The 15755-nt window shown below is 61.4% G+C and carries 10 protein-coding genes; 9 read left to right on the top strand and 1 reads right to left on the bottom strand.

Annotated elements, in window-relative coordinates; genetic code table 11:
• Positions 1-3: 3 nt before the first annotated feature.
• Positions 4-462 (top strand): acetyl-CoA carboxylase biotin carboxyl carrier protein, encoded by a 459-nt coding sequence (gene accB, locus BLU71_RS25100; protein ID WP_016771862.1) that lies wholly within the window; start codon positions 4-6, stop codon positions 460-462.
• 17 nt (positions 463-479) lie between these two features.
• Complete coding sequence (gene accC / locus BLU71_RS25095) at positions 480-1835, top strand: acetyl-CoA carboxylase biotin carboxylase subunit (RefSeq protein ID WP_024011424.1); 1356 nt, start codon at positions 480-482, stop codon at positions 1833-1835.
• A 66-nt stretch (positions 1836-1901) separates the two neighbouring features.
• Here the strand turns inward: accC and BLU71_RS25090 are convergent, their stop codons facing one another.
• Positions 1902-5861, bottom strand: coding sequence for a type III effector 1 (locus BLU71_RS25090; RefSeq protein ID WP_156889244.1), 3960 nt, complete (start codon positions 5859-5861; stop codon positions 1902-1904).
• 194 nt (positions 5862-6055) lie between these two features.
• Here BLU71_RS25090 and prmA point away from each other — a divergent pair, with 194 nt between their 5' ends.
• The 7 genes from prmA to BLU71_RS25055 all read left to right on the top strand — a co-directional run bounded on the left by prmA (position 6056) and on the right by BLU71_RS25055 (position 15753).
• Complete coding sequence (gene prmA / locus BLU71_RS25085) at positions 6056-6934, top strand: 50S ribosomal protein L11 methyltransferase (protein WP_042608905.1); 879 nt, start codon at positions 6056-6058, stop codon at positions 6932-6934.
• Between the two features lie 30 nt (positions 6935-6964).
• The gene (locus BLU71_RS25080) at positions 6965-8224 is read left to right on the top strand and encodes a DUF3426 domain-containing protein (RefSeq protein WP_083354114.1); all 1260 of its coding nucleotides are present in this window, start codon (positions 6965-6967) and stop codon (positions 8222-8224) included.
• Positions 8225-8409: 185 nt separating this feature from the next.
• Entirely contained in the window at positions 8410-9420 is a 1011-nt protein-coding gene (gene dusB / locus BLU71_RS25075) for a tRNA dihydrouridine synthase DusB (protein WP_042608907.1), read from the top strand.
• Positions 9417-9737: a DNA-binding transcriptional regulator Fis gene (fis, locus tag BLU71_RS25070; RefSeq protein ID WP_002555375.1), complete on the top strand. Its 321-nt coding sequence runs from the start codon at positions 9417-9419 to the stop codon at positions 9735-9737. Before dusB ends, fis begins: the two co-directional genes overlap by 4 nt.
• Positions 9738-9820: 83 nt before the next feature.
• Entirely contained in the window at positions 9821-11428 is a 1608-nt protein-coding gene (gene purH, locus BLU71_RS25065) for a bifunctional phosphoribosylaminoimidazolecarboxamide formyltransferase/IMP cyclohydrolase (protein WP_064362987.1), read from the top strand.
• A 155-nt stretch (positions 11429-11583) separates the two neighbouring features.
• A complete protein-coding gene (gene purD, locus BLU71_RS25060; protein WP_042608909.1) occupies positions 11584-12879 on the top strand; it encodes a phosphoribosylamine--glycine ligase in 1296 nt (431 codons plus the stop codon).
• 99 nt (positions 12880-12978) lie between these two features.
• Entirely contained in the window at positions 12979-15753 is a 2775-nt protein-coding gene (locus BLU71_RS25055; RefSeq protein ID WP_042608910.1) for a hybrid sensor histidine kinase/response regulator, read from the top strand.
• The last annotated feature ends 2 nt before the right edge of the window (positions 15754-15755 follow it).

Raw genomic sequence — 15755 nt, 5'->3', positions numbered from 1 at the left:
TTCATGGATATCCGTAAAGTTAAGAAACTGATCGAATTGCTGGAAGAGTCCGGCATCGACGAGCTCGAGATCAAGGAAGGCGAAGAGTCCGTACGCATCAGCCGCCATAGCAAGACCCCGGCGCAGCAGTACTACGCGCCAGCCCCGATGCAGGCTCCGGCCGCTGCCCCTGCTGCCGCGCCAGTCGCCGCCGCTGCTCCGGCTGCCGCTGCTGCACCCGCGCTGAACGGCACCGTTGCCCGTTCGCCGATGGTCGGCACCTTCTACCGTAAATCTTCGCCAACCTCGCCAGCCTTCGTTGAAGTCGGCCAGACCGTGAAGAAAGGCGACACCCTGTGCATCGTCGAAGCCATGAAGATGATGAACCACATCGAAGCTGAAACCAGCGGTGTGATCGAATCCATCCTCGTCGAAGACGGCCAGCCGGTTGAGTACGACCAACCGCTGTTCACCATCGTTTGAACCGCGGAGAGCCTTTGATGACTGCGAAGTTGGAAAAAGTTCTGATCGCTAACCGCGGTGAGATCGCCCTGCGGATTCTGCGTGCCTGCAAAGAGATGGGCATCAAGACCGTCGCCGTTTACTCCAAGGCCGACAAAGAGCTGATGCACCTGGGTCTGGCAGACGAATCCGTCTGCATCGGCCCGGCGTCCGCCGCTCAGTCTTACCTGCACATCCCGGCCATCATCGCTGCCGCTGAAGTGACCGGCGCTACCGCCATTCACCCAGGCTACGGTTTCCTCGCGGAAAACGCCGATTTTGCCGAGCAGGTCGAGAACTCCGGCTTCGCCTTCATCGGCCCGAAAGCCGACACCATCCGCCTGATGGGCGACAAGGTATCGGCCAAGCACGCGATGATCGAAGCAGGCGTACCCACCGTTCCAGGCTCCGACGGCCCACTGCCGGAAGACGAAGAGACGGCGCTGCGCATCGGTCGCGAAGTCGGCTACCCGGTGATCATCAAGGCCGCCGGTGGCGGTGGTGGTCGCGGCATGCGTGTGGTGCACAAGGAAGAAGACCTGATCGCCTCGGCGAAACTGACCCGCTCCGAAGCAGGCGCGGCGTTCGGCAACCCGATGGTCTATCTGGAAAAATTCCTCACCAATCCACGTCACGTCGAAGTGCAGGTCCTGTCCGACGGCCAGGGCCACGCCATCCATCTGGGCGACCGCGACTGCTCGCTGCAGCGTCGTCACCAGAAGGTTCTCGAAGAAGCGCCGGCACCGGGCATCGATGAGAAGGCCCGTCAGGAAGTCCTGGCTCGCTGCGTCAAGGCGTGCATCGACATCGGCTACCGTGGCGCCGGCACCTTCGAGTTCCTCTACGAGAACGGTCGTTTCTACTTCATCGAAATGAACACCCGTGTTCAGGTGGAGCACCCGGTTTCGGAGATGGTCACCGGTATCGACATCGTCAAGGAGATGCTCAGCATCGCCGCTGGCAACAAGCTGTCGTTCACTCAGGATGACGTGGTCATCCGCGGTCACTCGCTGGAGTGCCGGATCAACGCTGAAGATCCGAAGACCTTCATGCCGAGCCCGGGCACCGTCAAGCATTTCCACGCCCCAGGCGGCAACGGCGTCCGCGTCGATTCGCACCTGTACAGCGGTTATGCCGTGCCACCGAACTACGACTCGCTGATCGGCAAGCTGATCACTTACGGCGCAACCCGCGACGAAGCCATGGCACGCATGCGCAACGCCCTGGACGAAATCGTGGTCGACGGGATCAAGACCAACATCCCGCTGCACCGTGATCTGGTTCGTGACGAAGGCTTCTGCAAAGGTGGTGTGAACATTCACTACCTCGAGCACAAGCTGGCCAAGCAGTCGTAAGACTGACCTGGCGTGAAAAAACCCGATCCCTGCGGATCGGGTTTTTTTATGCCTTAAGCCAGCGCATCAGTTCATCGATACCAAGGTAAAAGCCTGCTCCTGAATCATCTCGGGAGTTGCCCGGCGCCCGTTCTGGTCGACCACGGCGCCAGAGGCATCCTCGTGCAACGGCTTTCGCCGAAACCGCGCCATGAATACCTGTGCGCGTCTGGACACCGGATCGCTGGCATGGCTCGCCCGCTGCAAAACCGGCGAATACAGGCGTTCGACCTGACTGGCGGATGTCTTGAACACGGTCGAAACACCGCTATCGAGATTCAACGACACTGCATAGTTATTGCCCAGACAGGAAGAATACGACCAGTAGTCCCACGTCGGCTTCAGCCCCTCTTGACGCAATACTGTCCTGACCGTCCCACCGATGTCGGTCCCGGTCAGCCAGTCACCGCCGACCAGCGTGACCCGAACCTCTTTGCTCGAGCCTCCCAGACGCGCCATCGTATCCTTGACCGTGTCTTTGATCAGCGTGCGAATGTTGTGATCGAAATGAATGACAGCGCCGACCTTTGTCGTCGGGTTGTAGATCGAGGCAATCACGCAGGTTTGCGCATTCAGCGAAAACAGGTAATTGTCCCGCGAGCCGGCGACAAACTTCGCCACCAGGGCTTCGCCCTGCAACGCGCCACGGTTAAGCACCGGTTCGACGCGCCCGGGAAACGCATTGCGCAGATTGGTCACATGGCCAAGATTGCGCACCTGATCATCGCCGCCGCGCAACCCGACGCGATCGTGCGTCCATTTGCCGCTCGTGGTCAGTCGTACCGGTTTTTGATAAATCGCTGCGGGCCGCCGGGCATCGACCAGGCTGAGACCATCGAAATGCGGGTTTTCCCTGACCTGGAAATACTTGCCCCTGTTGCGGATGTAATAGGTCGGTTGAGCCTGTGGAGTCATGGGCGGACTGCGCCATGTGCCAAAAAAGACACCTTCTTCAGTGACCTGCTGCAAATCATTCGGTTTTCTGCTGACGGCCTGCCTGGCACGAAAACGCACCTCGCGAACCGCCGGCAGCGTTTCCTTGCGAACAGGAGCCACGCTGCTCAGACGCTCGGTGAGCAATGAGACCGGTCGCATCGTGTGCTTCAGATTGCTGACCGAACGCCCGAGCAGCTTGACCGTACCGCCGGCGCCGACCATGGCAAACAGGGCGCCCCACGATGCCTCGAGCCAGTGGCCGAGCGCGCCCTCGACATCGCCTTCCAGATGCGCCGCGACGGCCTGACCGGCGCTGACGGCAATGAACACGACATCCAGTAGCAAGGCAAAGGGCGGAAACACCATGCAAAACGGTGCGGCGCCGAACATCAGTCCTTTGACAACCTGTCTCTCGATCATTTCTGCCCGGCTGGTGGTGATGTCCTCCACATCCGTGACGGTGCGCTCGATGTAGGCGTTGAACTCGCTGCGGGCATCACTCACGCGCTGTGCTTCGTACAGCGTATCGACGCGCTGTTTTCTTGCCGCTATCGCATACAGGGCACGCGAAACAGTGTTGCGCGCAGCAACCGGCGTGCGCGCGAGCAGATAATCATGCAATGCACCGGCGATGTCGCCATGCAGTGACTGATACGGGCGCAGCGTCAGATCATCGGGAGCATCCGGCGTGTACAGCCACCAGGACGGTTCGGGATCGAAACAGGTGAAAACGTAGACCCCAAGCACAACGTGGCTGCGCACGGTGAATCTGAAAACACCGTCACTGCTGACCATGCTCGCGCCCCGCAAAGGCTTGCCCGGCGCTGGCAGCTGACTCAACAGCGATACCTGACGGACCAGCGCCGAATAAACCGCGTCGCTTAACCGCGCCTGACTTCTGGCGACGCGCAAATCACGGTCCATTTTCGACAGCAGCACGTTACGGTAGGCGAAGCGACGCGGCTCATAGGCAGCATCGCGAGCGTCGAGATACCTGCCGCGGATCTCGCTGGCATACTTTTCACCCAGCCACGCCCGGCGCAGATACAGCGCCAGATCAGCGCTGCGCACCTGACTCAAATCCTGGCCAACGGAGGAGCGCACGCCTTTCTTCGGATGGTCGATACCGGCGTTGTCGTCGTAGCCGTAGATCGCCAGGTCGAGCAGGCTGGCGACCGATTGCTTCCTGCGATCGACGATGCCGGCGCTGTAATCGATCAACACGGTGGCCGGGTCGACCGGTTCCAGTACCTGTTTGCTGCGCAAATAAGGCGCGATCTCTGCGGCAACCGTGCGCCTGGCGAAGTCGACAAAGACTTCGAAACCGCCCAGCCACTCATTGAAGACCTGCTGATGGACAACCAGCTCCTGATTCAGGCTGCTGAGGCGTCGGCGCGCATCCGGGGCCTGCGTCGAGGACCAGCGAAGCGAGTTGTCCTCTTCAACCTGCTGCAGGTTTTTCGCCAGGCCCATTTTTACCGCCGCTTCGACGCATTCAGCAAACAGCATGGGCGCACGGCGGATGTCACTGCTCATCCCCCACCGGCCAGGGTCGGCAGCCACGGCGACCAGGTACTCACGGGCCTGACGATGGGCAGTGGGGGAAAGCTGCTGCAAAAGGTATTCGCGACCGGACTCGCTCTGCGTCCAGCCCCAGACCTCTCCGGTCAATGCCGCTAGCGAAGGCAGGCGCACCCACTCCTGGCCGTCTGGTTTGTTTGGCGCGTACAGCAGCAGATCAGTTACCGCTGGTGCAGCCTTTTCTCGGTAAAACACCAGAAAGTCGGCACACTGCATGCCATTGGGTAACGCCAGTGCGGCGACGCGCAAGGATTCATCCATGGCCTCCCCGGCCCACAGCGATTCGAGACGATCATGGTCGTCGACCGCCAGATACCCCGCACAACGCGCAACGAACGCGCTTTGCCTGAGTCGCGCGATAAACCAGTCGATCAAGGCTTTGTGTACATCCTCGCGCTCATACTGTGCGGTGAGGGCGCGCAGGTAGCCGACCGGATAATCCTGGCCGGCCAGCATGTCGGCGATGAATGCCGGTTCCAGCGGCTGATTGCGTCGCGAAGGAGCACTGGTGACTTCCAGAACACTAGCGAAATCAGTACCGATCGGCCCCGCCGCGAGCAACTCGCTCAGACTGCGCTTCTGCGTCGGCTCACCGACCGCTGAACGCCATTTCAGGCGGACGTCGATCCGGTCCGGTTCCACCTCCATGTCGAGTTTGAGCCTGATGTAGTCAAGCGCCTGTTGCCGGGCATAGGCGCGCAACGAACCGTAGCCTTCCAGCAGATCATCGAGCGCTGCCCGGGCCAGCGACGTCTGCTCTTGATAACCGCGCAACCTCGCACGCTCCGGGTCGTTCAGCACTCGCAACCAATGTGGCAACTGCGCGTATGACTGTGCTTCGAGCCGCTTCTTTTCCGCGCCCGTTGCCAGCGCGGTCAACCGATAGCGGCGCGCGCCTCGCTCCTGAACCTTTTCGATCTGCCTGCGCAATCGATCCGGCGTCAGTTCCGCGAGACGATCCGGGTGAAACAGCGCGTCGATGTCGTCGACATAACGCCGCAACTTGCGCAGGACCAACTGATCGAACGCAGCCTCCTGGCCTTTGGTTTCCCAGTGTGCTCGCAGGTATTTTTTGTATTGCTCAAGGAAATGCACAGAAACGCTGTCCACGGTCTGGATGACCGCTTGGCGATGGCCGGGCGGCAATCCCCGATCAGCAGCGCCCGGCCAGCGGTACGGAGCGTCACGGATCGCCAGGTACATCAGCGGTTTGCCGTCGATGATTTTTTGCAGGATCGCATCCAGCACAGCCAGCACGAACCCCGGGTCGATATTGCCGTGCGGGTAATGACCGCGCAGCTCGGTCAAGGCGAAATCTTCCATGGCCTCCAATAAGGTCAGCTGACTGCTCAGGCGCTTGTCGATGATCACCTGCCAACGCGTGATCCGCAGGAGAATCTCCTGGGCCGTTCCTGTGGGCGCAGCGGCTTCCGGTGGTTTTTCTTCTACAATCGCTTGTTCACCCGCCATATCGTCCAGCCCGTTCTTGCGTAGAAATGAGCTTTCACTCTATTTGTCGGCAACCGCGCTCAGGCGATACATATGTATATCGCGCTGGCGAATGTGTAACAGCCGAGCGGCGTGTCCACTTTGCCGGCGACCTGGCGTAAACTGCGCGCTTTTGCAGCTTCGGGCTGCCCCACAGATTTTCAAAGGTGCCCGCCATGCCTTGGCTGCAAGTCCGTCTCGCCATCACCCCGGAACAAGCCGAAACCTATGAGGACGCGTTCCTCGAAGTCGGCGCCGTGTCGGTGACTTTCATGGACGCCGAAGACCAGCCGATCTTCGAACCGGAACTCAACACCACGCCGCTGTGGTCGCACACCCACTTGCTGGCGCTGTTCGAAGGCGGCACCGAACCGGAGCCGGTGCTGGCTCACCTGGAGTTGCTGACCGGCAGCCCGTTGCCCGAGCACCACAGCGAAGTCATCGAAGACCAGGACTGGGAACGCAGCTGGATGGACGGTTTCGAGCCAATGCGCTTCGGCCAGCGCCTGTGGATCGTGCCGAGCTGGCACGCCGCGCCTGAGCCTGACGCGGTCAACCTGTTGCTGGACCCGGGCCTCGCGTTCGGCACCGGCACCCACCCGACCACCGCGCTGTGCCTGGAATGGCTCGATGGCCAGGATCTGAAAGACTGCCACGTGCTGGATTTCGGCTGCGGCTCGGGGATTCTGGCGATTGCCGCTCTGCTGCTCGGCGCCAAACAAGCCGTGGGCACCGACATCGACGTGCAGGCGCTGGAAGCCTCGCGCGACAACGCCGGGCGCAACAACATCGCCGATGAGCTGTTCCCGCTGTACCTGCCGGAAGATCTGCCGCAGGTCCAGGCCGACGTGCTGGTCGCCAATATTCTCGCCGGCCCGCTGGTGTCGCTGGCGCCGCAACTGTCCAGCCTGGTCAAGAGCGGCGGGCGCCTGGCGCTGTCGGGCATCCTCGCCGAACAGGGTGAAGAAGTCGCCGCTGCCTATGCGCAGGACTTTGAGCTCGACCCGATTGCCAATCGCGATGGCTGGGTGCGCATCACCGGGCGTCGGCGCTAAAATGACCGCTTGCCTGAACCGGATCGCCGCATGACCGACAGTTTCGTCACCCAGTGCCCGCATTGCCAGACCAGCTTCCGCGTCAACCATGCGCAATTGAGCGTGGCGCGCGGCGTGGTTCGTTGCGGCTCCTGCCTGCAAGTGTTCAATGCTGCCAAGCAGCTGCTCGAGCAACATGCCGGCAAGGACACGGTGACGCCGGTCGCGTCGCCACTGCCTGAAGCGCCAACATCCGTCAGCGTTGCACCGACCATCGATGACACGCCTGCGCCGCGCGCCATCAGTCAAAAGCAGTGGAGCGCGTCCGAACTCGACCTGGACAGCCTCGATCTGGACGAAGAACTCGCCCGCCTTGAACAGCGCGAAATCCAGCCGGTCGCCGAGTTCGGCCGTGCCCGCGAAGAGTCCTTGAGCGCGCGGCGCGACAGCCCGGAACCCGACGAGGGGACATGGCCCGACAGCCTGTTCAGCGAGCCTGCCGAGGAGCGCAGCGCCGCGCCGGATATCGAGCCGGATATCGACGAGATTGAAACCCTCGAACCCGAGCGCACCGAACCGTCGTTGTCACTGGAGCCAGTGGACCTGGACGACGAGCCGCCGATCCCGCAACTGCGCCTGCACGACCCGATCAATCCCAACGCCCGCCGTGAACGCTTGTCGGCCAGCGACGACAGCGAGGACGACGATCTGCCGTTGATTACCTCGCCGCGCAAGAAACGTGAACGGGCCGAGCCCGGCGTGCGCGCCGAAGTCCTGCAGGATCTGACCGACGACCCGCTGCAACTGGACTGGCAGCAACGTCGCTCGCCCTGGGGCCGGCGTCTGCTCTGGCTGGTGCTGGTGGTGTTGGCGGCCGGCGGGCTTGCCGCTCAGTACATCGCCTATCATTTCGAGGAACTGGCGCGGCAGGATCAATACCGCCCATGGTTTCAGCAGATCTGTCCGCAGATCGGCTGCACCGTGCCCTCCAAAGTCGATATCGGCAAAATCAAGAGCAGCAACCTGGTGGTGCGCAGCCATCCGGAATTCAGCGGAGCGCTGGTGGTCGATGCGATCATTTATAACCGTGCGACGTTTTCCCAGCCGTTTCCGTTGCTCGAGTTGCGTTTTGCCGACCTCAACGGTCACCTGATCGCCAGTCGTCGCTTCAAGCCCGGCGAGTACCTGAGCGGCGATCTTGAGGGTCTGGCGGAAATGCCGCCGCAGACGCCGATCCACATCGCCCTGGATATTCTCGATCCGGGGCCGAAAGCGGTGAATTACAGCCTCAACTTCCATTCGCCGGAATGAACCGCTTCAGCGTTTCCCGATTGACGGCATTTTTCTGACTGGATCGCGGCCAACCAAACCGTTGGCAATAACAGAATAACTGTTCAGATTTTGTTCAATTCAGCCTTTAACCAGTCATCGAGAGCGGGTATCATGCCCACCCTTTTTCGAACTCTCATGATCCGGCCCCACTTCAGGGAAGTCCTATGTCGGCGGTACGCATCGGCCCATATACATTGCAGAACGGTTTGATTCTCGCCCCGATGGCGGGCGTCACCGACCAGCCCTTTCGTCAGCTGTGCAAGCGTCTGGGCGCAGGGCTTGTAGTCTCGGAAATGGTCACCAGCGACATGAGCCTGTGGAATACCCGCAAGTCACGCATGCGCATGATCCACGAAGGCGATCCCGAGCCGCGCTCGGTGCAGATCGCCGGTGGCGACGCGCAGATGCTGGCTGATGCGGCACGGGCCAACGTCGAGCTGGGCGCACAGATTATCGACATCAACATGGGCTGTCCGGCGAAGAAGGTCTGCAACAAGGCCGCCGGCTCCGCGTTGCTGAAAGACGAAGCACTGGTGACCGAGATCCTGCAGGCCGTAGTGGCCGCGGTTGATGTGCCGGTCACCCTGAAGATCCGCACCGGTTGGGATCGCGAGAACAAGAACGGCCTGACCGTGGCGAAGATCGCCGAACAGGCCGGGATCACTGCGCTGGCCGTGCACGGCCGTACGCGCGCCGATCTGTACACAGGGGAAGCCGAGTACGACACGATTGCTGCGATCAAGCAGGCCGTGTCGATCCCGGTGTTTGCCAATGGCGATATCGATTCGCCGGAAAAGGCCCGATACGTGCTTGACGCGACCGGTGCCGATGGCCTGCTGATAGGCCGTGCCGCTCAAGGGCGGCCATGGATTTTTCGCGAGATCGAACACTTCCTGCGCACCGGCGAGAAATTGCCCGCGCCGGAACTGAGCGAAGTGGAACGCATCCTGCTGGAGCATCTGGCCGCCCTTCACGCCTTCTATGGCGACGTGATGGGCGTGCGCATTGCCCGCAAGCATGTGGGCTGGTATCTCGCAACCTTGCCGGGCGCCAGGGAGTTTCGCGCCCGTTTCAATCGTTTGGATGGTACGGAAGCACAATGCGCCGACGTTCGGGAGTTCTTCGCCGAGCGTTACAAGAGCCTGACAGGGGACGAAGAAGGGGTGGCCGCATGACGATGATGACCGAGACTTTAGTGAGTGGAACAACACCCGTGAGCGACAACGTGAATTTGAAACAGCACCTCAACACGCCGAGCGAAGAAGGCCAGACCCTTCGCGGGAGTGTCGAGAAGGCGCTGCACAATTATTTCGCCCACCTTGAGGGCGCGTCCGTCACGGATGTGTACAACCTGGTGCTGTCCGAAGTCGAGGCGCCCCTGCTCGAAAGCGTGATGAACTACGTCAAGGGCAACCAGACCAAGGCCAGTGAGCTGCTGGGACTGAACCGCGGCACGCTGCGCAAGAAACTCAAGCAGTACGATCTGCTGTAAGCATTCAATCAAACCAGAAAGGCGCCCGCGTAAAAAACGGTCGCCTTTTTTGCTGACTTCCTTTGCTTTTGATGGAAATTGAGATGACCGACCAGACTACCCGCCTGCCGATCCGCCGCGCCTTGATCAGCGTTTCCGACAAGACCGGGATCCTCGAATTCGCCAAGGAGCTCGAAGCTCTGGGCGTCGAGATCCTCTCCACCGGCGGAACGTTCAAGCTGCTGCGTGACAACGGCGTTGCCGCAGTGGAAGTCGCGGATTACACCGGTTTCGCCGAGATGATGGACGGTCGGGTGAAAACCCTGCACCCGAAAATCCACGGCGGCATCCTCGGTCGTCGCGGTACTGACGATGCAATCATGAACGAGCACGGCATCAAGCCGATCGATCTGGTGGCGGTCAACCTGTACCCGTTCGAAGCAACCATCAACAAGCCAGGCTGCGATCTGCCGACCGCCATCGAGAACATCGACATCGGCGGGCCGACCATGGTCCGTTCGGCAGCGAAAAATCATAAAGACGTTGCGATCGTGGTGAATGCCAGCGATTACGCCAACGTCCTGGAAAACCTCAAGGCTGGCGGCCTGACCTACGCTCAGCGTTTCGACCTGATGCTCAAGGCCTTCGAACACACCGCCGCCTACGACGGCATGATCGCCAACTACATGGGCACCGTTAACCAGGCCGCTGAAACCCTGAGCACTGAGGGTCGCAGCGAATTCCCGCGTACCTTCAACAGCCAGTTCATCAAGGCCCAGGAAATGCGCTACGGCGAGAACCCGCACCAGAGCGCGGCGTTCTACGTTGAAGCCAAGCCTGCCGAAGTCGGCATCGCCACCGCCACCCAGTTGCAAGGCAAGGAACTGTCGTACAACAACGTTGCCGACACCGACGCTGCGCTGGAATGCGTAAAGAGCTTCGTCAAGCCAGCCTGCGTGATCGTCAAGCACGCCAACCCGTGCGGCGTGGCAGTCAGCCCGGACGCCGAAGGCGGCATCCGTCAGGCCTACGAACTGGCCTACGCCACCGACACCGAATCGGCGTTCGGCGGCATCATCGCCTTCAACCGTGAACTCGATGCCGAGACCGCCAAGGCGATCGTCGAGCGTCAGTTCGTTGAAGTGATCATCGCGCCATCGGTTAGCGAAGAAGCCCGTGCCATCGTCGCCGCGAAAGCCAACGTACGCCTGCTGGCCTGTGGTGAGTGGTCGGCTGAGCGCGCCGCTGCCTGGGATTACAAGCGCGTCAACGGTGGCCTGCTGGTGCAGAGCCGCGACATCGGCATGATCAGTGCCGATGACCTGAAAGTGGTGACCAAACGCGCACCGACCGAACAGGAAATCCACGACCTGATCTTCGCCTGGAAAGTCGCCAAGTACGTCAAATCCAACGCCATCGTCTACGCCAAGAACCGTCAGACCATCGGCGTCGGCGCCGGCCAGATGAGCCGCGTCAACTCGGCACGCATCGCCGCAATCAAGGCTGAGCACGCTGGCTTGCAGGTTGCCGGTTCGGTCATGGCCTCGGACGCATTCTTCCCGTTCCGCGACGGCCTCGACAACGCGGCCAAGGTCGGCATCACCGCGGTGATCCAGCCGGGCGGCTCGATGCGTGATGCTGAGGTGATTGCCGCTGCCGACGAAGCCGGTATCGCAATGGTATTTACCGGCATGCGCCACTTCCGTCACTAATCACACGATCCACTGTAGGAGTGAGCCTGCTCGCGATAGCCATTGGTCAGTCAAAGCTGCAGTGACTGACACACCGCAATCGCGAGCAGGCTCACTCCTACAGAAAAGCGTCCCTGCGGCGCTCAACAGAATTAGCGTCATCCGAGGTTTTTGAAATGAATGTTTTGATCATTGGCAGCGGTGGCCGTGAACACGCCCTGGCCTGGAAAGTGGCTCAGGATCCGCGTGTGCAGAAAGTCTTTGTCGCGCCAGGCAACGCTGGCACCGCCATTGAAGCCAAGTGCGAAAACGTCGCTATCGACGTATTGGCCCTTGAGCAACTGGCCGATTTCGCTGAAAAGAACGTTTCGTTGACCATCGTTGGCCCGGAAGTGCCGCTGGTGGCTGGCGTGGTCGATCTGTTCCGCTCCCGTGGCCTGGACTGCTTTGGTCCGACCGCCGGCGCTGCGCAACTGGAAGGTTCGAAAGCCTTCACCAAGGATTTCCTCGCCCGCCACAAGATTCCGACCGCCGATTACCAGAACTTCACCGAGATCGAGCCGGCCCTGGCTTATCTGCGTGAGAAAGGCGCGCCGATCGTGATCAAGGCCGATGGCCTCGCTGCCGGCAAAGGCGTGATCGTTGCCATGACCCTGGCCGAAGCCGAAGACGCCGTGCGTGACATGCTCGCCGGCAACTCGTTTGGCGACGCCGGTTCGCGCGTAGTGATCGAAGAATTCCTCGACGGCGAAGAAGCTTCGTTCATCGTCATGGTCGACGGCAAGAATGTCCTGCCGATGGCCACCAGCCAGGACCACAAACGTGTCGGCGATGGCGACAGCGGCCCGAACACCGGTGGCATGGGTGCCTACTCCCCTGCCCCGGTGGTCACCGCCGACGTGCATCAGCGCGTGATGGATCAGGTGATCTGGCCGACCGTGCGCGGCATGGCCGACGAAGGCAACGTCTACACTGGTTTCCTCTATGCCGGTCTGATGATCGACAAGGCCGGTAATCCAAAGGTCATCGAGTTCAACTGCCGCTTCGGCGATCCGGAAACCCAACCGGTGATGCTGCGTCTGCAATCGAGCCTGGTGCTGCTGGTCGAAGCCGCGCTGGCGCAAGCGCTGGACAAGGTTGAAGCGCAGTGGGATCCGCGTCCGAGCGTTGGCATCGTTCTGGCTGCTGGCGGCTATCCGGGCGACTACGCCAAAGGCGCAGCGATCAAGGGTCTGGATGCAGCGGCAGGTCTGGAAGGCAAAGTCTTCCACGCCGGCACCGCATTGAAGGACGGTCAGGTGGTTACCGCCGGTGGTCGCGTGCTTTGCGCCACGGCCATGGGCGCCACCGTCGGTGAAGCTCAGCAGCAGGCCTACCAGCTTGCCGCTGCCATCGACTGGGAAGGCTGCTTCTACCGCAAGGACATTGGCTACCGCGCCATTGCCCGTGAACGCGGCGAAATCCAGGAATAAGCGATCCATCAGGCCCGGCGCGGGATGCCATTTCTCGCCGGGCTGTTCGGTCGTCGCGCATCGTTATATTCTGGCATCAACCTACGAAGGGATTTCGCCGTGCGCTGGCTCAGGATTGCCATAAGCTTCACCGTCACGCTGATGACCTTGCTCTGCATGCTCCCGGCCCAGGCCGCGCAAGGCAGTGGCTGGTCGGTATTGCTTGACGATCAGGGCATCCTGCAACTGAGCGACATCCGCTCCGCTCGCTACACCAATCAATTCAGCCCCACCGACCTTGACCACCTTACCGCGGCCGAGCCCGAGGGCGCCCTGTGGCTGCGCTTCAAACTGGCGCCGGGCAAGCACGAACAAGTGCTGCGCATCTTTGCCCCCGATCTGTCACAGCTCAATCTCTACGTGCTCGACGGCGACCGGCTGATCGAGCAACGCAACACCGGCACCGCACGGCCACAGGCCGAACGTCCCTTGCCGAGCAGCGATTTCATGCTGCCCCTGCCCCAGGCCGACAAGCCGCTGGACATCTACGTACGCATGGTCTCCGACCATCAATTGCGCCCGCACATCACCCTGCAGGCGGCGGTGGAAGGCGCGGCCGATCAGAAGCAGACGCTGATTTTCGGCCTGCTGTTCGGCTGCCTCGCCATGCTCCTGCTGCACAATCTGGTGCGCTACGCCTACTCGCGCTCGCGCAGCAGTCTGTGGCTGGCGATCTGTGAAGGCCTGCTCGGGCTGAGTCTGTTCCTGTTGCTCAACCTCGCCGGGCCCTGGCTGCCGAACTGGCATGCGATCCAGACGCCGGGGGCTTATCTGGCCCTGTTGCTGACCGCCCCGGCCGGATTGATGTATGCCCTGCGCTTCTTCGCGCCACTGGGCCAGCACCCGCTGAACAAACTGCTGTGGGGCGACATTCTGTTGATCGTCACGTGCAGCCTGTTGCTGCTGTTCGTCAACACCTTGCCGCTGAACATCATCACCTACGCGCTGGTGGCGCTGGCCGGCCTGAGCATGTTGCTGGTGGGCTTCTATCACTGGCAAAAGGGCTACCGCCCGGCACGCCTGTTCGTTGCCGCCATGGTCGTGTTCAACATCGGCACGCTGGTCATCCTGCCGGCGCTGCTGGGGCTGACCCTGGTCACGCCGCAAGGCCTGATCATGACGCTGATGGTGTTCATCTGCATCAGCGGCCTGCTGATGAGCATCGCCCTGGGCGAGCGACAGCGCAGCATCACCGAAAGCCGCTTCAGCATCAGCCGCGACCTGGCGGCGAGCAATGCCGAGATCAACGCCAAAGCCGAATTCCTCGCCAAGATCAGCCACGAAATCCGCACCCCCATGAACGGGGTACTGGGCATGACCGAGTTGCTGCTGGGCACGCCGCTGTCGGTCAAGCAGCGTGATTACGTGCAAACCATCCACAGCGCCGGCAACGAACTGCTGACGCTGATCAACGAGATCCTCGACATCTCCAAGCTCGAATCCGGGCAGATCGAACTCGACGACGTGCAGTTCGACCTCAACGCGCTGATCGACGATTGCCTGAGCATCTACCGGGCCAAGGCCGAGCAACAGAATGTCGAACTGATCAGCTTCATCCAGCCGCAAGTGCCACGGGTGATCAGCGGCGATCCAACACGCCTGCGCCAGACCTTGCTGAGCCTGCTGGAAAACGCCCTGAAGAAAACCGAAGAAGGCGAAGTGTTGATCGTCGTCGCCCTCGACGAGCGCAGCAGCAAACCGCGCCTGCGCATCGCCGTGCAGGACAGCGGCGTGCCGATGGAGCCGGAAGAACGCGATGCACTGCTGCACGCCGAGTTGCACAGCAAACACTTCCTCTCGGCCAATCGCCTCGGCGGTAATCTGGGGCTGGTGATTGCGCGGCAACTGATTCGTCTGATGCACGGCGAGTTCGGCATCAAGAGCGGCGCCACCCAGGGCAGCACCTTATGGCTGACGCTGCCACTGGACCCGGATCGCCTCGAGCATCCGACCTCCGATCTGGACAGCCCGCTGCAAGGCGCGCGGGTGCTGGTGGTCGACGACAACGACACCTGTCGCAAAGTGCTGGTGCAGCAGTGCAGCGCCTGGGGCCTGAACGTCAGCGCCGTGCCTTCGGGCAAGGAAGCGCTGGCGCTGCTGCGCACCAAGGCGCACCTGCGCGATTACTTCGATGTGGTGCTGCTCGACCAGAACATGCCGGGCATGACCGGGATGCAACTGGCGGCGAAGATCAAGGAAGACCCGAGCCTGAACCACGACATTCTGCTGATCATGCTCACCGGGATCAGCAACGCGCCGAGCAAGATCATTGCGCGCAATTCGGGGATCAAACGGATTCTGGCCAAGCCGGTGGCCGGCTATACGCTCAAGACTACGTTGGCGGACGAACTCAATCAGCGCAACAAGGGCCAGGTGGTGTTCCAGCCGCAAGTGGTTACGGCGGCCGCTGCTGCGAAAGTGCCGAGCGACTTCCGTATCCTTGTCGCCGAAGACAACACCATTTCGACCAAAGTGATTCGCGGCATGCTCGGCAAGCTCAACCTGCAGCCGGACACCGCGAGCAATGGCGAAGAAGCGCTGCAGGCGATGAAGGCCCAGCGTTATGACCTGGTGCTGATGGACTGTGAGATGCCGATCCTCGATGGTTTCTCCGCCACTCAGCAACTGCGCGCCTGGGAAGTGAGCAATCAGCGGATCCGCACACCGATCGTGGCCCTCACCGCGCACATTCTTGCCGAACACAAAGAACGCGCCCGTCAGGCAGGCATGGACGGGCACATGTCCAAACCGGTCGAGCTGTCGCAGTTGCGCGAGTTGATCGAGCACTGGGTGGCACAGCGTGATCAGCAGAACCGTACGGCTTCCACGTACTGAGC

Source organism: Pseudomonas moraviensis, assembly GCF_900105805.1.
Classification (GTDB): Bacteria; Pseudomonadota; Gammaproteobacteria; order Pseudomonadales; family Pseudomonadaceae; genus Aquipseudomonas; species Aquipseudomonas moraviensis_A.
Note: the sequence above shows the minus strand (reverse complement) of the source record. Positions and strands in the feature narration are given on the sequence as shown.

Coding starts and splice junctions, on each gene's coding strand:
- BLU71_RS25080 (WP_083354114.1), top strand. CDS start 6,965: ATGACCGACAGTTTCGTCACCCAGTGCCCGCATTGCCAGACCAGCTTC.
- accC (WP_024011424.1), top strand. CDS start 480: ATGACTGCGAAGTTGGAAAAAGTTCTGATCGCTAACCGCGGTGAGATC.
- accB (WP_016771862.1), top strand. CDS start 4: ATGGATATCCGTAAAGTTAAGAAACTGATCGAATTGCTGGAAGAGTCC.
- purH (WP_064362987.1), top strand. CDS start 9,821: ATGACCGACCAGACTACCCGCCTGCCGATCCGCCGCGCCTTGATCAGC.
- BLU71_RS25090 (WP_156889244.1), bottom strand. CDS start 5,861: ATGGCGGGTGAACAAGCGATTGTAGAAGAAAAACCACCGGAAGCCGCT.
- fis (WP_002555375.1), top strand. CDS start 9,417: ATGACGATGATGACCGAGACTTTAGTGAGTGGAACAACACCCGTGAGC.
- prmA (WP_042608905.1), top strand. CDS start 6,056: ATGCCTTGGCTGCAAGTCCGTCTCGCCATCACCCCGGAACAAGCCGAA.
- dusB (WP_042608907.1), top strand. CDS start 8,410: ATGTCGGCGGTACGCATCGGCCCATATACATTGCAGAACGGTTTGATT.
- purD (WP_042608909.1), top strand. CDS start 11,584: ATGAATGTTTTGATCATTGGCAGCGGTGGCCGTGAACACGCCCTGGCC.